The organism is Streptomyces sp. NPDC088400 (assembly GCF_044753355.1).
In the GTDB taxonomy this organism is placed as follows: domain Bacteria; phylum Actinomycetota; class Actinomycetes; order Streptomycetales; family Streptomycetaceae; genus Streptomyces.
The window spans coordinates 305,130-320,582 of sequence record NZ_JBIVMZ010000001.1 but is presented as its reverse complement, the minus strand read 5'-3'; the positions used below and the strand labels follow the sequence as shown (position 1 = coordinate 320,582).

Here is a 15,453-nt window from a genome sequence, read left to right as displayed (position 1 = left end):
CACGCGCTTCTGCACGCTACGGCCTTCGGGTGCCCGCGTCCATGACTTGTACAACATGCAACGACCAACCGACGCTCCGCGGTGTGACACAAAACGCATCTACGGCGCTGTTAGTGATATGGGGCCGTGCAGCGGCTCCGAGGCGACGACCGGGGCCTCTCCTGTGGGGGGTGGCGGCCCCGGTCGTCGTCTAGCCGCCGGCGTTCGCGCGGCGGCCTCCGGCCTGGGGACCGTGCCAGTCCAGGCACAGGACGGTGGCGTCGTCCCTCACGTGGCCGTCACAGGAGTCGGCAACCGCGGCGACCAGAGAGCGCACGACCTCGCGCGGGTGCTCGGTGGCGCTGTCGCGGACGAGGCCAGGCAGGTCGACTGTCTTCGCTTGGCGTTCTTGCATGCCGTCGGTGTAGAGCACGAGGCGGTCACCGGGGCGCAGGTCGAGGTCCTGCACCTGGTGCGGGCCCTGCCCGGCGACGCCGAAGGGCAGATCCACGGCCAGGTGCAGTTCATCGACCCTGCCGTCGCGCAGCCGTAGCGGCCAGGGGTGGCCGGCGTTGACGAGCTGGGCGCTGGTCCCGTCCAGGGCTATGCGCAGCAACTGGCCGGTGGCGAAGGTCCGTCGGCCGTGGTCAACGATGGCCTGGTGGGTCTGACGGGCCTGTTCGGCAAGGTCCGCCCCGGCGCGGCGCGCACCGCGGGAGGCGTTGACCAGGAGGGTGGCGATGAGCGAGGCGTCCACGTCATGGCCCATGGCGTCGGTGACGGACAAGTGCAGGGCATCGTGGTCGAGGGAGTAGTCGTAGGTGTCTCCGGCGATGTCGGATGCCGGGACCAGGGCGCCGGCGAGGGCGAACTCGGCGGCCTCGCAGGAAGGGGCCGAGGGCAGGAGCTGGCGCTGGATCTCCGCCGCCAGGCTGACCGAGGTGGTGCGATTGCCCCAGTGGTAGAGGTCGGTGAACCGGCGGTCGGTGACGGTGATGTACGCCAGCGCGTGCGCGGCCTCTTCGACCTGCTCCAGCACGGCCGGTGTGACCTGGGAAAGGAACAGCTCCAGGACACCTATGGTGTCGCCGCGGTTGGTGACAGGGGCGAGCACCCGCTTCCCCTGCTCGCCCTCCGGTGCCTGCACGAGTCTCTGGGTACGCAGGACCTCGTCGTAGACGCTGCCGGCGAGGGGGACCTGTTCGGCGCCGCGCTCCTGTTGCGTGGCCGCCTCCTCGCTGACCCGCAGCAGGCGCTGGCCGACGACGTCGACAAACAGGAACGACACGTATCGCGCGCCGAACCGCTCACGCAGATTGCGCGCCACGACATCAAGAGAGGCCACCGGCGCGGCATTCTCCGCCGCTGCCAGCACCTCAGCCAGTCCGATCCGATCACGCGCCACATCTGCCTCCCAAAGTTTCAGACCCTTCTGCCCGCCCACACGACAGGCATCACAGCTGCGACACATGTCTCAGCACGTAAGCGCCTCGGCGAGGGACCCGGCGAGGGACCCGGTCAAACCCTCCCTGGCTCCTCGACAGCGATCCGCCGACGGCAGCGACCCGCCGACAGCGTGGCGGACACTTCCTTATTGCCGTATCAGCAAAGACATTTGCCGACCAGGAACACCTGCCCGCAGGCTGCATCCAGAAAGCGCCGGCTCGCCACCCCAAAGCCGGTACGCCGGAATTCGCAATTTCCTCACGGAGCAGAGGAGGCAGCAGATGGAAAATCGCCATGTCGTGATCATTCCGATCGAGATCGCCGAGGAGAGGGAAAGCGCGTATCTGGACGCCTGGCAGGGCGCCGCGGACGTGATGGCCGCTCAACCCGGTTTCATTCGGACGTACATGTTCCGCACGATCGTTCCGGGGAGCACATTCTCTCTCGTCAATGTGGCGGAATGGGAGTCCACCTCTCACTGGGAAGAGGCGATGAATGTCTGCCCGATGATGGGACAACAGGCAGCCGTCGCCCATGCCTCGAACTACGAGGCGGTCCGGACGGTCCTGCCCGTCACGGAGCGGAGCCCGAGCCCCGGCGACGGTCGCGCGCCCGCCGAGCTGTCTCCCGCCGAGGCGCATCGCCGCGTCGTGGACGGTGAACTCACGCTGGTCGATGTCCGGGAAGACGATGAATGGGCGGCGCGTCACCCGGCCGGCGCCGTCCACGCCGCACTCGGCACGTTGCCGGCCTCGCTGCCGGATCTGCCTGACGGTCCGCTGGCCTTCGTATGCCGTACGGGCACACGCAGCGTGCGAGGCGGCGCGCAGGCGATCCGCGCGGGCCGGTCCTCCGTCCACAGCGTGACAGGCGGCCTTGAGGCATGGGAAGCAGCGGGGCTGCCGGTCGCCTTCCCCGACCGCGAGGACGCGGCGGACAACGGCGACCGTGCCGAAGCCGCGGTACGTGAGAACTGACGAAAGCAGAACCGGCGGACAACCGGCACGCACGCCCCCAACCGTCACACACGCCTCCGGTAAGAGGCCGGCGGGTCCCGCCATTCGTCTCGCACTCTTCGGGAATGACCCGGCCGCACCATCCCAGAAAGGAGCCACACCGTGTTTTTTGTCGACACCCTGGAGTTCGAGGGCCTGGGCAACCGCAGTTATCTGGCCGGCGGTCCGAGAACGGCGGTCGTGGTCGATCCGCCGCGGGACGTCGACCAGGTGATCGCCACCGCCGCCCGGCGAGGGGTGCGCATCGCCTACGTGGCGGAGACGCACGTGCACAACGACTACGTCAGCGGCGGGCTGGAACTGGCCCGCCTCACCGGCGCCCGCTACCTGGTCCCGGCCGACGCCCACGTCTCCTTCCCCCGCACTCCCGTCACGGACGGCGACACGTCCGAGGTGGACGAGCACCTGGTACTGCGGGCGATCGCCACCCCGGGCCACACCCCGCACCACACCTCGTACGCGCTGGAGGAGGACGGCCGCGCGGTGGCGGTCTTCACCGGCGGCTCGCTCCTGATCGGCACCGTGGGGCGTCCGGACCTGGTGGACCCTCGGCTGACCGAACGCCTGGCCCGCGCGCAGCACACCTCCGTCCACCGGCTGGCGGCAACACTGGCCGACGAGGTGCCCGTACTGCCCACGCACGGGTTCGGCAGCTTCTGCTCCTCCTCCCAGGCCGAGGGCGATACGACCACGATCGGCGAGGAACGCACCGGCAACGACGCTTTCACCCTGGACGTGGACACCTTCGTGAAGCGGATCCTGGCCGGACTGGACGACGTGCCCGCCTACTACGCGCACATGGGTCCGGCCAACGCCGCCGGCCCCGCGCCCGTCGACCTGACCCCGCCCGGGCCCGCCGATGCCGCACAGATCGCCGAACGGCTGGCAGCGGGTGAGTGGGTGGTGGACCTGCGCGGCCGGGTCGCCTTCGCCGACGGCCATGTGGCCGGATCGTTCAACTTCGAGGGCGCCGGCAAAATGGCCACCTATCTGGCCTGGCTGATCCCGTGGGGCAAACCGGTCACCCTGCTCGCCGACACCCCGGAGCGGATCGCCGACGCGCAGCGGGAGCTGACCCGGGTCGGCATCGACCGCCCGGCCGCCGCCGCCACCGGAAACCCGGCCGCCTGGGTACGTGAGGGGGAGCGGCTCGCCTCCTTCCCCCGCTCCCGCTTCGCCGGTCTCGCCGATGTACACGAGCGCGGCGAGGACGTGGTGGTGCTGGATGTACGCCGGGATTCCGAGCGCGGAGACGGCTTCATCGAGGGCTCGGTGCACATTCCGCTCCACGAGCTGTACGGCCGGGTCGGTGAGGTGCCGGACGGCACGGTGTGGGTGCACTGCGCCGGCGGGATGCGCGCGGCGATCGCCGCTTCCCTCCTGGACGCCACCGGACGGAAGGTCGTCGCCATCGATGACGGCTTCGAGGCCGCCGCCGACGCGGGCCTGAGCGTCAACCGCCCCTGAATCCCCCGCTCCACCCGCACAGAAGGCACGCGATGCTCCTCTCCCGCCACGGTCCCGGCCGCCTCGGCCCCGAACAGACCCGCCCCCGGGCCACCGGACACTGTGGGAGAACAGCGTGACCGCCCTGGTCCTGGCCCTGATCGCGGGAGCCGTCGTCGGCCTGGCGCTCGGCGCCCTCGGCGGCGGCGGCAGTGTCCTGGCGGTGCCCGCGCTGATCTACCTGCTCGGCTTCACCCCCGCCGCGGCCACCACCGCCGGCCTGATCATCGTCACGGCGACGTCCCTGACCGCCCTGTACGCGCACGCCCGCGCCGGGCAGGTGCGGTGGAAGACCGGAGCGGCGTTCGCGGCGGCCGGGATTCTTCCGGCGGCTGCCGCCGGAGCCGCCGCCGTCCACCTGCCCCAAGCCGTCCTCACCAGCGCCTTCGCCGCCATAGCCGCCCTCGCCGCCGTCAACATGCTCCGGCCCGCTGACACCGCCCGCCCCGGAAGCGGCGACGTACGGCCGGGCAGGGCGGCCGGGGCCGGGGCCGGTCTGGGCACGCTGACCGGACTGCTCGGTGTGGGCGGCGGCTTTCTCGCCGTCCCCGCCCTGGTCACCGTCCTGGCCTTCGAGATGGAGGCCGCGGTCGGCACCAGCCTGCTGGTCATCACGGTCAACTCGCTGGCTTCCCTGGCCACTCGCTCCGGCGCCGCCGCCTCGCTCGACTGGGCGGTGATCGGCCCGTTCATCGGAGCCGCGGTCCTGGGCGCCCGGGACGGCAAGCGCCTGGCCACGAAGGTCTCCGGGCCCCGCCTCCAGCGCGTTTTCGCGGTGGTCCTGCTGGCCGTGGCCGCCTTCATGCTTGCCGACGCCGCGACGTGACTCGGTTACCACGACAAGAGTCGCCATCTGACCTCCGCCTGCCCCGCCCGGCCCGACAGCGGTGTCCGGGCACCGGAATGGAGCCGGCCCGTGCGGCCGGGAGACACCTGAACCGACAGATCCGGGGCTTGCGGTACGCCGGTGCGGGCAGCTCATCAGGAGCCGCCCGCACCGGAGTTCACGTATCGCTGTGGCCGATCAGCTGGCCGATCAGTTGGCCGATCAGTTCTTGCCGGCCCGCACGGGTTCGGGGGCGACCGGAGCCGTCCGGCCGGCCGCACCGCGCGGGGGCAGTGAGTCGCCTTCGATGTCCACGTTCGGCACGGCGCGGTCCAGCCACGCGGGCAGCGCCCACGCGTGGCGGCCGAGCAGGCTCAGCAGCGCGGGGACGATCGTGAGGCGCACCACGAAGGCATCGATGAGGACGCCGATGGTCAGCGCGAAGCCGATCGACTTGATGGTCGGGTCGTGGTTGAAGATGAAGCCTCCGAAGACAGCCGCCATGATGAGGGCCGCCGCCGTGACCACCCGGCCGCTGCGCTCCACACCGTGCTCGACCGCGGCCCGCGCGTCCCGGTGGCGGTGGAAGTGCTCCCGCATCCGGCTGACCAGGAACACTTCGTAGTCCATCGCGAGGCCGAACAGGACGCCGATCAGCAGTACCGGAAGGAAGCTCACGATCGGGGCCGCCGCCGCGACCTGGAACAGTCCGGAGAGATTGCCGTCCTGGAAGACCCATACGACCGCGCCGAGACTGGCCGCGATGGACAGCAGGAAGCCGAGAACGGCCTTGAGGGGTACGAGGATCGAGCGGAAGGCCATCATCAGCAGGAGCAGCGCGAGCACCACGATGATCGTGACGAACAGCGGCAGCGCCGAGGACAGTTTCGCCGACACGTCGATTCCGGCGGCGGTGACGCCCGCGACGTAGGCCGTGCCGCCCGCGTCGGTCACGGGGGTCACCGCGTCGTCGCGCAGCCGGTTCACCAGGTCGGTGGTCTTCTGGTCGTCGGGGCCGGTCTTCGGCACGACGCCGAGCACGGTGATCGCCCCGTCCTCGGTGGCCGTGGGCGGGGCCACGGTCGCGATGCCCGGGTCCTTGCCGACAGTTCCGGCGACCTGCTTGACGACCGTCTCGCGCTGCGCGGCGGGCACGTGGGTGCCGTCCACGACGACGGTGAGGGTCGCGTTGAAGCCGGGGCCGAAGCCCTTCGTGAGCAGTTCGTAGCTCTTGTGCTGGGTGCTCGCGGCGGGCTGGGTCTCGTTGCTGGGCAGTCCGAGCCGCAGTCCGGTGGCGGGCACGGCGAGGGCGAGCAGCCCGAGGACACTGACGATCAGGACGGGGACGGGGAAGCGCGTCATGAGGCGGCCCCAGGCCAGACCCCAGGCACCGGGCACGCGTTCGCGGCCGGGCGCCTCAGTCTTCGTTCCCTTCGCCCCCGGCCGTGCGCTCTTGGGGCGCAGGCGTTCACCGAGGAAGCCCAGCAGAGCCGGTACGAGGGTGAGGGCCACCAGGACCGCGACGAGTACGGTTCCGGCGGCGGCCAGGCCCATCACGGTGAGGAAGGGTATGTCTGCCGCGGCGAGGGCGGCGAGCGCGATGATGACCGTCACGCCCGCGAAGGTCACGGCGCTGCCCGCCGTCGCGGTGGCGCGGCTGATCGAGTCGGGCACGTCCTGCTCGGGATCGGCGAGCTGTTCCCGGTGGCGGGAGACGATGAACAGGGCGTAGTCGATGCCGACCGCCAGGCCGATCATCAGCGCGAGGACGGTCGCGGTGTTCGTCATCTCGATGAATCGGGAGAGGAACTGGACGGTCATCACGCCGACGCCGACGCCGACGAGGGCTGTCGCCAGGGGCAGCCCGGCGGCCACGAGTGAGCTGAGGGCGATCGCGAGCACCACGAAGGCCACGATCACACCGACGGCCTCGGCGGGGCCGCCGACCTCGACCGGCGGGGTGGACACGGTGCCGCCCAGCTCGACATCGAGGCCGGCCTTCCCGGCCGGGGCCAGGGCGTCGTCGAGCCGGTCCTTGGCGGACTGGGGCACGTTGTCGGCCGGCTTGTCGAACACCGCGTCGGCGTAGCCGATGGCACCGTCCTTCGACACGGCGCCGGTCCTCGCGGGGTCGGATACGCCGATCACCCCCGGAACCGCGGCGACTTCCTTGAGGGTCGCGGCGATGGCGCGCCGCTCCTTCTCGCCGGTGAGTGTCGCGCCCTCGGGCGCGGCGAACACCACCCGGGCCGTGCCGCCGGCGGCTTGCGGGAACTTCTCCTTCAGCAGGTCCTGGGCCCGCTGGGACTCGATGCCCGGCACCGAGAACTCCGTCGTCACTTTTCCGCTGAGGGCGGTGCCCAGGCCGGTGGCCACCGCGAGCAGCAGCACCCACACCGCGAGCACCCGGCCCCGGCGGCGCGCCGCCCAACGTCCCAGCGCGTACAAGCGTTTCGCCACGGCAGGTCTCTTTCGTTCGGGGGCAGCATTCGGGGTCAGCAACGGTCGATCCCGAGGATTTTTACAGCGTAGTGCATGTTTACCATGGGAGGTAAAAATGCAGTCGGCCACTATGCTGGACGCCATGGACAGGGTGACGACGGGGGATGGCCTGCGGGAACGCGGCAAAGCCAAACGGCGAGCCGCGATCACACAAGCGGCCTTCGAGCTCTTCGCCGGGCAGGGCTACGACGCCACCACGATCGCGGAGATCGCCACGGCGGCCGAGGTGTCCCCTCGCACGGTGACGCTGTACTTCCGCTCCAAGCAGGACATCGCCTTCGCGACCTTCGACGCCTCGGTGCTGAACCTGACCGAGATACTGCGCGGCCGGGCCCCCGGGGAGAGCGTCGTGCAGGCCCTGGAGGGCTGGCTGCGCGAGGAGATGGCCTGCCACGACGAGACCGACCACCTCGAACTGCGCATGTTCGAGGTCAACCCGGAACTGCGGGCGGTACGCACCGCACGGATGGCGGCGGCCATCAAGGAAGGCGCCCACATCATCGCCGAGGACACCGGTCAGCCCCCGGACGGAATCGGCCCCCGCCTCGCGGCCGCCGCGGCCGCCGCGGTGGTCACCGAGATCTTCGAGCATCCCAAGGAAACCGACCGCGACCAGGCCATCAGCACGGCGATGACCTTCCTCACCGGAGGCATCGAGGCCATGACGGCGAGCGCGCGGCCCTGACCCGCGGGGCCTCGGCGCAGGGCGCGGCACTGACCTGCGGGGCCTCGGCGCAGGGCTGAACCGCGGGATGCGGACACCCGGTCAGGCCCGCCCGTCCGGCTCCGGCAGGCGGGCAGCTCCCCTGCATGAGCAAGTCCGGTCAGCTCCGTGCCCGCGCCCGGCGTGAGACCACCGCACGTACCACGCGCTGCCCCTCGTACGACAGGTCCATGGCCTGACGCACCCCGGTGGCGCCCGGTGTCCGGGCGAGGATCTCCAGGACCCGGATCTGGCGGCGCAGTTCACCGGCGACCAGCGGTCCGACACCGTCCGTGCTCTCCGCGCCGTCCGCCGCCTCCGTCACGTCCGCCGCCTCCTCGCGGCACCGCGCCAGCCGCTCCCCGGCACCGGTCCCGTCGCCGGCGTCCCCGCTCATATCCACCGCGTCGAGTGTCTGGTGGATCTCCAGCGCGACGACGGAGCAGGTGTCCGCCCAGGTACGCAGCGGTTCGGCCGCCCATTCCGAGGGCGCGGACCCGAGCATGGTCCGTACGAGTACGGCGGTGACGCCCGACGCGCCGTCCGGGCCGACCGCGGCGTCCAGAGCGTCCCTGGACGCCGCCAGGCGCACCGTCCAGTCCGTCTCGCCGCCCACGACACCCACCCACAGGGGCCGCAGGACATCGGCCTCCTCGATGGCACCGGCGAGCAACGGCAGACACCGGTCCAGGCAGGCGAGGCCGCTCGCCGCCAGACCACGCTCATCCGCTTGCGCGATCAGCTTCACCAGGCTCATATACGTCTCCCGTCGCGGGCACAGTGCGGGCACATTGCTCACCACTACTGCGTCGAGCGGCCGGAATTCGTCACTCCCGGACCATGCACGGACTACTCGCAGCTCATCGAGTGGGCGCGGTTCCGTCGGAAAAGCGCTGCAACACCCAGAATCATGAGCCCGCGGAGCGGTCGTCGAGAGACGTCGAGGAGACGAAACAGCGAGGATTCTGCGAATGATTCCGGCCGCCGCCCGCGCATCACATCGAGCGTCACGTCAAGAGAGACAAGTGACACGTCGTGATACCCGGGCGACGGCCGACTCGCGGATCACGCGCGGATCAGACGGGCGCGTCAGACACCCAGCTTCTCCGCGAGTGCCTTGAACTCGGTCCAGCTCAGCGTCGGCTTCGCCGGGTCCCACAGTTTCTGGGCCGTCGCGGCCAGCGGCATCCTGATCCCGGCGGCCACCTGATCCTGGGTCTGCGCGTTCGGGAAGTCGCCCCAGATCGCGAACAGTCCGCCCTGGATCTGCTTCGAGTACTTCTCGGGCACCGCCTGCGTCTTGCGCAGGACCAGCGGGGTCCACTCCTCGTAGATCCGCTTCCCGGTCGGGTAGACGAAGTTGTTGGGCTGGCCGAGCACGTAGTACAGGTACTCGTCGTTGAAGTTCACGACCTTCCGGCCCTCACTCAGATACGCGACCGGCTCCCGTGCCCCGTACTCCTTGCCCGTCCAGTACTGGACCTCCAGCTTCGGGTCGGCCTTGACGACACCGCCCTTGAAGAGGCCGTCGTTCCACACCTTGAGCTGCCTGCCGTACGGAGCCATCACCGCGGCCCGGTCGTTCGTCCAGCCGGCCGTCAGGTCCTGGACCCCGGCCTGGCTCCCGTACTTCTTGACCGCCGCCCGCGCCAGCTGCGGATACGACGCCTGCGGATTCGAGACCACCAGCGCCTGGTACTCGTCGGCGCCGAGGTTCCAGTACGGGCCGGGGAACAGCCCCGCGTACTCGCGCAGCAGATCGTCCACGATCGCCGCGGACTCCGGCTTCGAGATGTCGATCGCGCCCTTCGTGGCGACCCCGTTCACATTGCGCAGCTGGAGGTCGGGGTGGGCGCGGATCACCGCGCCGAGGTGGCCCGGGTTGTCGATCTCCGGGACGACATTGATGTGCAGCTGCTTGGCGAGCGCCAGGATCTGCCGGACCTCGGCCTTCGAGAGGTGCTGCTGGGACACGATCTCGGGGTGGCTGCTGGACTCTATGCGGAAGCCCTGGTCGTCGGAGAAGTGCAGCCCCAGCTGGTTGAGCTTGAGGTCGGCCATCTCACGCAGCCGGTCCTCGATCCAGGCCGGTGTGTAGTACTTGCGGGCGATGTCGAGGTTCAGCCCGCGCTGCGCCCGGCCGGGACTGTCCCGTACCACGCCCTCCGGCATCTCGCCGTCGGCGCGCACCGCCTGCTTGAGCGTACGGGTGCCGTAGAAGACGCCCGCCTCGCCGGGGCCGGTGATCCGCACCCGGCCGCCGCTCACGGTCATGGCGTACGACTCGGCCCCGCCGCCCCCGCTCGCGAGGGCCAGCTCCACATCACCGGCGCGGGCCTTGGCGGCGCCCCGGTAGGGGATCTTCAGCTCCTGGGAGAGCAGCTTGCCCTCGTCGGCGAGAGCGTCGCTGCCGCTCGCGATGACGACCCCGCTCTTCGCTCCCGCCGGCCGCCAGCCCGGTCCGCGGGCCGCTTCGTGCGTCCGTACGGACGGTATGGAGCGCGGCGCGGAGGAGAGCGGATACGACCGTGTGGGTGACGGTGAGGCCGAGGGGCCGGTGGAGGAACGGGCCATACCGGACGACTGCCCGTCGTCCGCCGAACCCGTGTCGGTGTCCCCCGAACCGCACGCCACCAGCGTGACGGCGGTGGTGGCCGCGACGAACGCGCCGGCGACCCTGTTACCCCGGGATATCCACATCACTCAGAAACCTCCCATGCCGCGATACACGGCAGAAGCACAGCAGAAGCACGGAGAGTGCGGCACGCGTCGGGGCTGATCCTTGGACCGGCCCTACCGCGAAGGTCCCACGGCAACGTCCATCACGCGTGCCGAAACTCGACCATCTGGGTGAAAATCGCGCATCCGTCGGATGCCTTTCCCCGGGGCGTCGATAGCGTTGCGGCACATCGACCACTCTCCGCGCTTCCTCATCAAGAACCCCTGAACGTCTTCCCAAACACCCGTTCCCGCTCATCACCCCTTCGAGATCAACCGCCCTGCCCGCCTTCCCGTCTGCCTCTACGTGCACCTCCCCGGTCACGTTCAGCACCGCCGCCCCGTCGCGTTCGAGGAGCCCACGTTGTTCCGCGCATCCAACGCCGGCCACCCGAACACCGGCCGTCCGGACACTGACCGCAACACCGGCCGCCCGGCCGGCCTCCACCGTTTCAACGCCGCCCCCGACACCGCCGCCGAAGCCGCGCTGCTCACCTGCTGCCGCAGCCCGCGCTGGGCCCAGCGGGTGGCCGCACACCGCCCCTACCCCGATCTCGACGCCCTGCTCGCGGCGTCCGACGAGGCCAGTTACGACCTCACCCCCGCCGAGATCGCCGGGGCGCTCGCCGACGAGCCGTCCTCCGCCCCGCCCGGCGGCGCCCCGCCCGCCGCCCGTACCGCGCTGCGCGCCGCGCACGACGCGTACGAGAGCAGCTTCGGCCACGCCTTCGTGATCAGCCTCGACGGCCACCACCCCGACGAGTACCTCGACCATGTCCTGGCGGGCATCCGTACCCGGCTCTCCCACGACCCCGACCACGAACGGGCCGTCGCCGCCGACGAACTGCGCCGACTCGCCCGAGCCCGGATCATGGCGCTGCTGGCGACGGCCCCGGAAACGGGCACCTCCGGGCCCGCCGACAGCGACCACGGCTCCGGCCCGAGTGCCAACTCCGGCTTCGCATATTCCGTCAATTCGGCTGATTACGGCCATAGAAGACGGGTGCCGGGGTGCCCCGGCCGTCCAGATAGCCCGTCCGTGGCTGTTTGATTGCCTGTTTGATCACACCTGAGGACCCCGCGCGAACGAACCGACAGGTCGTCGCTACGATGGCCAGGGCCGGTGGACCGTACCCGGCCGGGCACGACCGACACCACTGTGCTTCATTGAGTAGAAGATGGCGGCCGGCCCCCCGATCACCGCTCCCGGAAGGTTTTTCCGTGCCGGCTGGAACGCTGTACCGCGGCCGGGAAGGAATGTGGTCCTGGGTGGCTCATCGAGTCACCGGCGTCCTCATCTTCTTCTTCCTGTTCGTACACGTGCTGGACACCGCTCTCGTCCGTGTCTCCCCCGAGGCCTACGACGACGTCGTGGCCACCTACAAGACGCCGCTCGTCGCGCTGCTCGAGTACGGCCTTGTGGCCGCAATCCTCTTTCACGCGCTCAACGGCCTGCGCGTCATCGCCGTGGACTTCTGGTCCAAGGGCCCCCGCTACCAGAAGCAGATGCTGTGGTCTGCCGTAGGCATCTGGTTCGTCCTGATGGTGGGCGCCCTCTACCCCGTGCTCGGCCATGCCGTAGCCGAAGTCTTCGGGAGCTGATCCACGTTGTCCGCTGACACCTCATCCGCGATCAGTTCCGTCGAAGGCGAGAGCCTGTACGACGTCGACAACCCGGCGCCCGTCATCGAGCCGCCGCGCAAGCGCACCGGCAAGACCCCCAAGTCGACCCGCGGCAACTTCGAGATGGTCGCGTGGCTCTTCATGCGGCTGTCCGGCATCGTGCTGGTCGTCCTGGTCCTCGGCCATCTGCTCATCCAGCTGGTGCTGGACGGCGGAGTGTCCAAGATCGGCTTCGCCTTCGTGGCCGGCCGCTGGGCGTCCCCGTTCTGGCAGGTCTGGGATCTGCTGATGCTGTGGCTCGCCATGCTGCACGGCGCCAACGGCCTCCGCACGATCATCAACGACTACGCGGAGCGTGCCAACACGCGCCTGTGGCTCAAGGGCCTGCTGTACACCGCCACGGTGTTCACCATCCTTCTCGGCTCGCTGGTGATCTTCACCTTCGACCCGAACATCCGCTAAAGCCGGGGCTGACGAGACCAATGAAGATCCATAAGTACGACACCGTCATCGTCGGCGCCGGTGGCGCCGGTATGCGCGCGGCCATCGAGTCGACCAAGCGCAGCCGTACCGCCGTGCTGACGAAGCTCTACCCGACCCGGTCCCACACGGGCGCCGCGCAGGGCGGTATGGCCGCCGCGCTCGCCAACGTGGAAGAGGACAATTGGGAGTGGCACACCTTCGACACGATCAAGGGCGGTGACTACCTGGTCGACCAGGACGCCGCCGAGATCCTGGCGAAGGAGGCCATCGACGCGGTCCTCGACCTGGAGAAGATGGGCCTCCCGTTCAACCGGACGCCGGACGGCACCATCGACCAGCGCCGCTTCGGCGGCCACTCCCGTAACCACGGCGAGGCGCCGGTCCGCCGGTCCTGCTACGCCGCGGACCGTACGGGCCACATGATCCTCCAGACGCTGTACCAGAACTGCGTCAAGGAGGGCGTGGAGTTCTTCAACGAGTTCTACGTCCTGGACCAGTTGCTGGCCGAGGTCGACGGCGTCAAGGTGTCCGCCGGTGTGGTCGCCTACGAGCTGGCCACCGGCGAGATCCACGTGTTCCAGGCGAAGTCGGTCATCTACGCGTCCGGCGGCACCGGCAAGTTCTTCAAGGTGACGTCCAACGCGCACACCCTGACCGGTGACGGGCAGGCCGCCTGCTACCGGCGCGGACTGCCGCTGGAGGACATGGAGTTCTTCCAGTTCCACCCGACGGGCATCTGGCGCATGGGCATCCTGCTCACGGAGGGCGCCCGCGGTGAGGGCGGCATCCTGCGCAACAAGGACGGCGAGCGCTTCATGGAGAAGTACGCGCCCGTCATGAAGGACCTCGCCTCGCGCGACGTCGTCTCGCGCTCCATCTACACGGAGATCCGCGAAGGCCGCGGCTGCGGCCCCGAGGGCGACCACGTCTACCTCGACCTGACGCACCTGCCGCCGGAGCAGCTGGACGCCAAGCTGCCCGACATCACCGAGTTCGCGCGGACGTACCTGGGCATCGAGCCGTACACGGACCCGATCCCGATCCAGCCGACCGCGCACTACGCCATGGGCGGCATCCCGACCAACGTCCAGGGCGAGGTTCTCGCCGACAACACGACGGTCGTGCCCGGCCTGTACGCGGCCGGCGAGGTCGCGTGCGTCTCGGTGCACGGCGCCAACCGGCTCGGCACCAACTCGCTGCTGGACATCAACGTCTTCGGCCGCCGCTCCGGCATCGCCGCGGCGGAGTACGCGGCGAAGCACGGCCACGTCGAGCTGCCCGAGAACCCGGCCGAGCTGGTCGAGGCCCAGGTCGAGCGGCTGCGGAACTCCACGGGCAAGGAGCGGGTCGCGGACCTGCGCCTGGAGCTCCAGGAGACCATGGACGCCAACGTCATGGTGTTCCGCACCGAGCAGACGATCAAGACGGCCGTCGAGAAGATCGGCGAGCTGCGCGAGCGCTACCTGCACGTGTCCGTCCAGGACAAGGGCAGGCGTTTCAACACGGACCTGCTGGAGGCCGTCGAGCTGGGCAACCTGCTCGACCTGGCCGAGGTGATGGCCGTGTCCGCGCTCGCCCGCAAGGAGTCGCGCGGTGGTCATTATCGCGAGGACTTCCCCAACCGGGACGACGTGAACTTCATGCGCCACACCATGGCGTACCGCGAGGTCGGCGACGACGGCAACGAGTCCATCCGTCTCGACTACAAGCCGGTCGTCCAGACCCGCTACCAGCCGATGGAGCGTAAGTACTGATGGCTACACCGACCATGGACAAGGTCGAGGCGGAGTCCGCCGCCTCGCCGTACATCACGGTCACGTTCCGGATCCGCCGCTTCAACCCCGAGGTCTCGGACGAGGCCCAGTGGCAGGACTTCCAGATCGAACTCGACCCGAAGGAGCGCGTGCTCGACGGTCTCCACAAGATCAAGTGGGACGTCGACGGCACGCTCACCTTCCGGCGCTCCTGCGCGCACGGCATCTGCGGCTCGGACGCGATGCGCATCAACGGCCGTAACCGGCTGGCGTGCAAGACGCTCGTGAAGGACATCAACCCGGAGAAGCCGATCACGGTCGAGCCCATCAAGGGCCTCACGGTCCTGAAGGACCTGATCGTGGACATGGATCCGTTCTTCCAGGCGTTCCGCGACGTGATGCCCTTCCTCGTCACCAGCGGCAACGAGCCGACGCGTGAGCGCCGCCAGTCCGCCGAGGACCGCGAGCGCTTCGACGACACCACCAAGTGCATCCTGTGCGCCGCGTGCACGTCGTCCTGCCCGGTGTTCTGGAACGACGGCCAGTACTTCGGTCCGGCCGCGATCGTGAACGCGCACCGCTTCATCTTCGACTCGCGTGACGAGGCCGGGGAACAGCGGCTGGAGATCCTCAACGACAAGGACGGCGTGTGGCGTTGCCGCACGACGTTCAACTGCACGGACGCCTGCCCGCGCGGTATCGAGGTCACCAAGGCGATCCAGGAAGTCAAGCGCGCGCTGATCACGCGCCGCTTCTGACCGTTCCGACCTCTCCGGCCCTCCGGGGCCTTCATATGGGGCCCGCTTCTGTACGGCATTGAGACGTAACGCCGTACAGAAGCGGGCCCCACGTGTGTCAGGATCGACTCAGTCGACCAGGGCTCGGAACAGGGGCCGG

The 15,453-nt window shown here is 69.7% G+C and carries 13 protein-coding genes; 9 read left to right on the top strand and 4 right to left on the bottom strand.

Annotated features, from left to right (window positions below):
• Window positions 1–190 precede the first annotated feature (190 nt).
• Window positions 191–1,384, bottom strand: a complete 1,194-nt coding sequence (locus ACIQD6_RS01535; RefSeq protein ID WP_401876930.1) for a PP2C family protein-serine/threonine phosphatase — start codon at window positions 1,382–1,384, stop codon at window positions 191–193.
• Between the two features lie 322 nt (window positions 1,385–1,706).
• Between ACIQD6_RS01535 and ACIQD6_RS01530 the strand changes: the two genes are divergently transcribed.
• From ACIQD6_RS01530 to ACIQD6_RS01520, 3 genes are all read left to right on the top strand, one after another.
• Complete coding sequence (locus ACIQD6_RS01530; RefSeq protein WP_401876929.1) at window positions 1,707–2,402, top strand: rhodanese-like domain-containing protein; 696 nt, start codon at window positions 1,707–1,709, stop codon at window positions 2,400–2,402.
• Window positions 2,403–2,543: 141 nt separating this feature from the next.
• The gene (locus tag ACIQD6_RS01525; protein WP_401876927.1) at window positions 2,544–3,908 is read left to right on the top strand and encodes a rhodanese-like domain-containing protein; all 1,365 of its coding nucleotides are present in this window, start codon (window positions 2,544–2,546) and stop codon (window positions 3,906–3,908) included.
• Between the two features lie 115 nt (window positions 3,909–4,023).
• A complete protein-coding gene (locus tag ACIQD6_RS01520; RefSeq protein WP_401876926.1) occupies window positions 4,024–4,773 on the top strand; it encodes a sulfite exporter TauE/SafE family protein in 750 nt (249 codons plus the stop codon).
• A gap of 222 nt (window positions 4,774–4,995) precedes the next feature.
• Here the strand turns inward: ACIQD6_RS01520 and ACIQD6_RS01515 are convergent, their stop codons facing one another.
• Window positions 4,996–7,233, bottom strand: a complete 2,238-nt coding sequence (locus ACIQD6_RS01515) for an MMPL family transporter (protein WP_401876924.1) — start codon at window positions 7,231–7,233, stop codon at window positions 4,996–4,998.
• A gap of 97 nt (window positions 7,234–7,330) precedes the next feature.
• Here ACIQD6_RS01515 and ACIQD6_RS01510 point away from each other — a divergent pair, with 97 nt between their 5' ends.
• Window positions 7,331–7,960, top strand: a complete 630-nt coding sequence (locus ACIQD6_RS01510) for a TetR/AcrR family transcriptional regulator (protein ID WP_401876922.1) — start codon at window positions 7,331–7,333, stop codon at window positions 7,958–7,960.
• 139 nt (window positions 7,961–8,099) lie between these two features.
• On the opposite strand, the gene ACIQD6_RS01505 is transcribed toward ACIQD6_RS01510, so the two are convergent.
• Window positions 8,100–8,735, bottom strand: a complete 636-nt coding sequence (locus ACIQD6_RS01505) for a hypothetical protein (protein ID WP_401876921.1) — start codon at window positions 8,733–8,735, stop codon at window positions 8,100–8,102.
• Window positions 8,736–9,067: 332 nt separating this feature from the next.
• A complete protein-coding gene (locus tag ACIQD6_RS01500; protein WP_401876920.1) occupies window positions 9,068–10,678 on the bottom strand; it encodes a family 20 glycosylhydrolase in 1,611 nt (536 codons plus the stop codon).
• A gap of 382 nt (window positions 10,679–11,060) precedes the next feature.
• On the opposite strand from ACIQD6_RS01500, the gene ACIQD6_RS01495 reads away from it, so the two are divergent.
• The 5 genes from ACIQD6_RS01495 to ACIQD6_RS01475 all read left to right on the top strand — a co-directional run bounded on the left by ACIQD6_RS01495 (window position 11,061) and on the right by ACIQD6_RS01475 (window position 15,314).
• A complete protein-coding gene (locus ACIQD6_RS01495; protein ID WP_401876919.1) occupies window positions 11,061–11,747 on the top strand; it encodes a 2-oxo-4-hydroxy-4-carboxy-5-ureidoimidazoline decarboxylase in 687 nt (228 codons plus the stop codon).
• 170 nt (window positions 11,748–11,917) lie between these two features.
• A complete protein-coding gene (gene sdhC, locus ACIQD6_RS01490) occupies window positions 11,918–12,298 on the top strand; it encodes a succinate dehydrogenase, cytochrome b556 subunit (protein ID WP_401876918.1) in 381 nt (126 codons plus the stop codon).
• Window positions 12,299–12,304: 6 nt separating this feature from the next.
• Complete coding sequence (locus ACIQD6_RS01485; RefSeq protein ID WP_401876917.1) at window positions 12,305–12,781, top strand: succinate dehydrogenase hydrophobic membrane anchor subunit; 477 nt, start codon at window positions 12,305–12,307, stop codon at window positions 12,779–12,781.
• Between the two features lie 20 nt (window positions 12,782–12,801).
• Window positions 12,802–14,556 carry a succinate dehydrogenase flavoprotein subunit gene (sdhA, locus tag ACIQD6_RS01480; RefSeq protein ID WP_401876915.1) on the top strand — a complete coding sequence of 585 codons (1,755 nt, stop codon included), beginning with the start codon at window positions 12,802–12,804 and terminating at the stop codon, window positions 14,554–14,556.
• Entirely contained in the window at window positions 14,556–15,314 is a 759-nt protein-coding gene (locus tag ACIQD6_RS01475) for a succinate dehydrogenase iron-sulfur subunit (RefSeq protein ID WP_401876913.1), read from the top strand. The genes sdhA and ACIQD6_RS01475 overlap by 1 nt, the downstream gene beginning before the upstream one ends.
• Window positions 15,315–15,453: the final 139 nt, after the last annotated feature.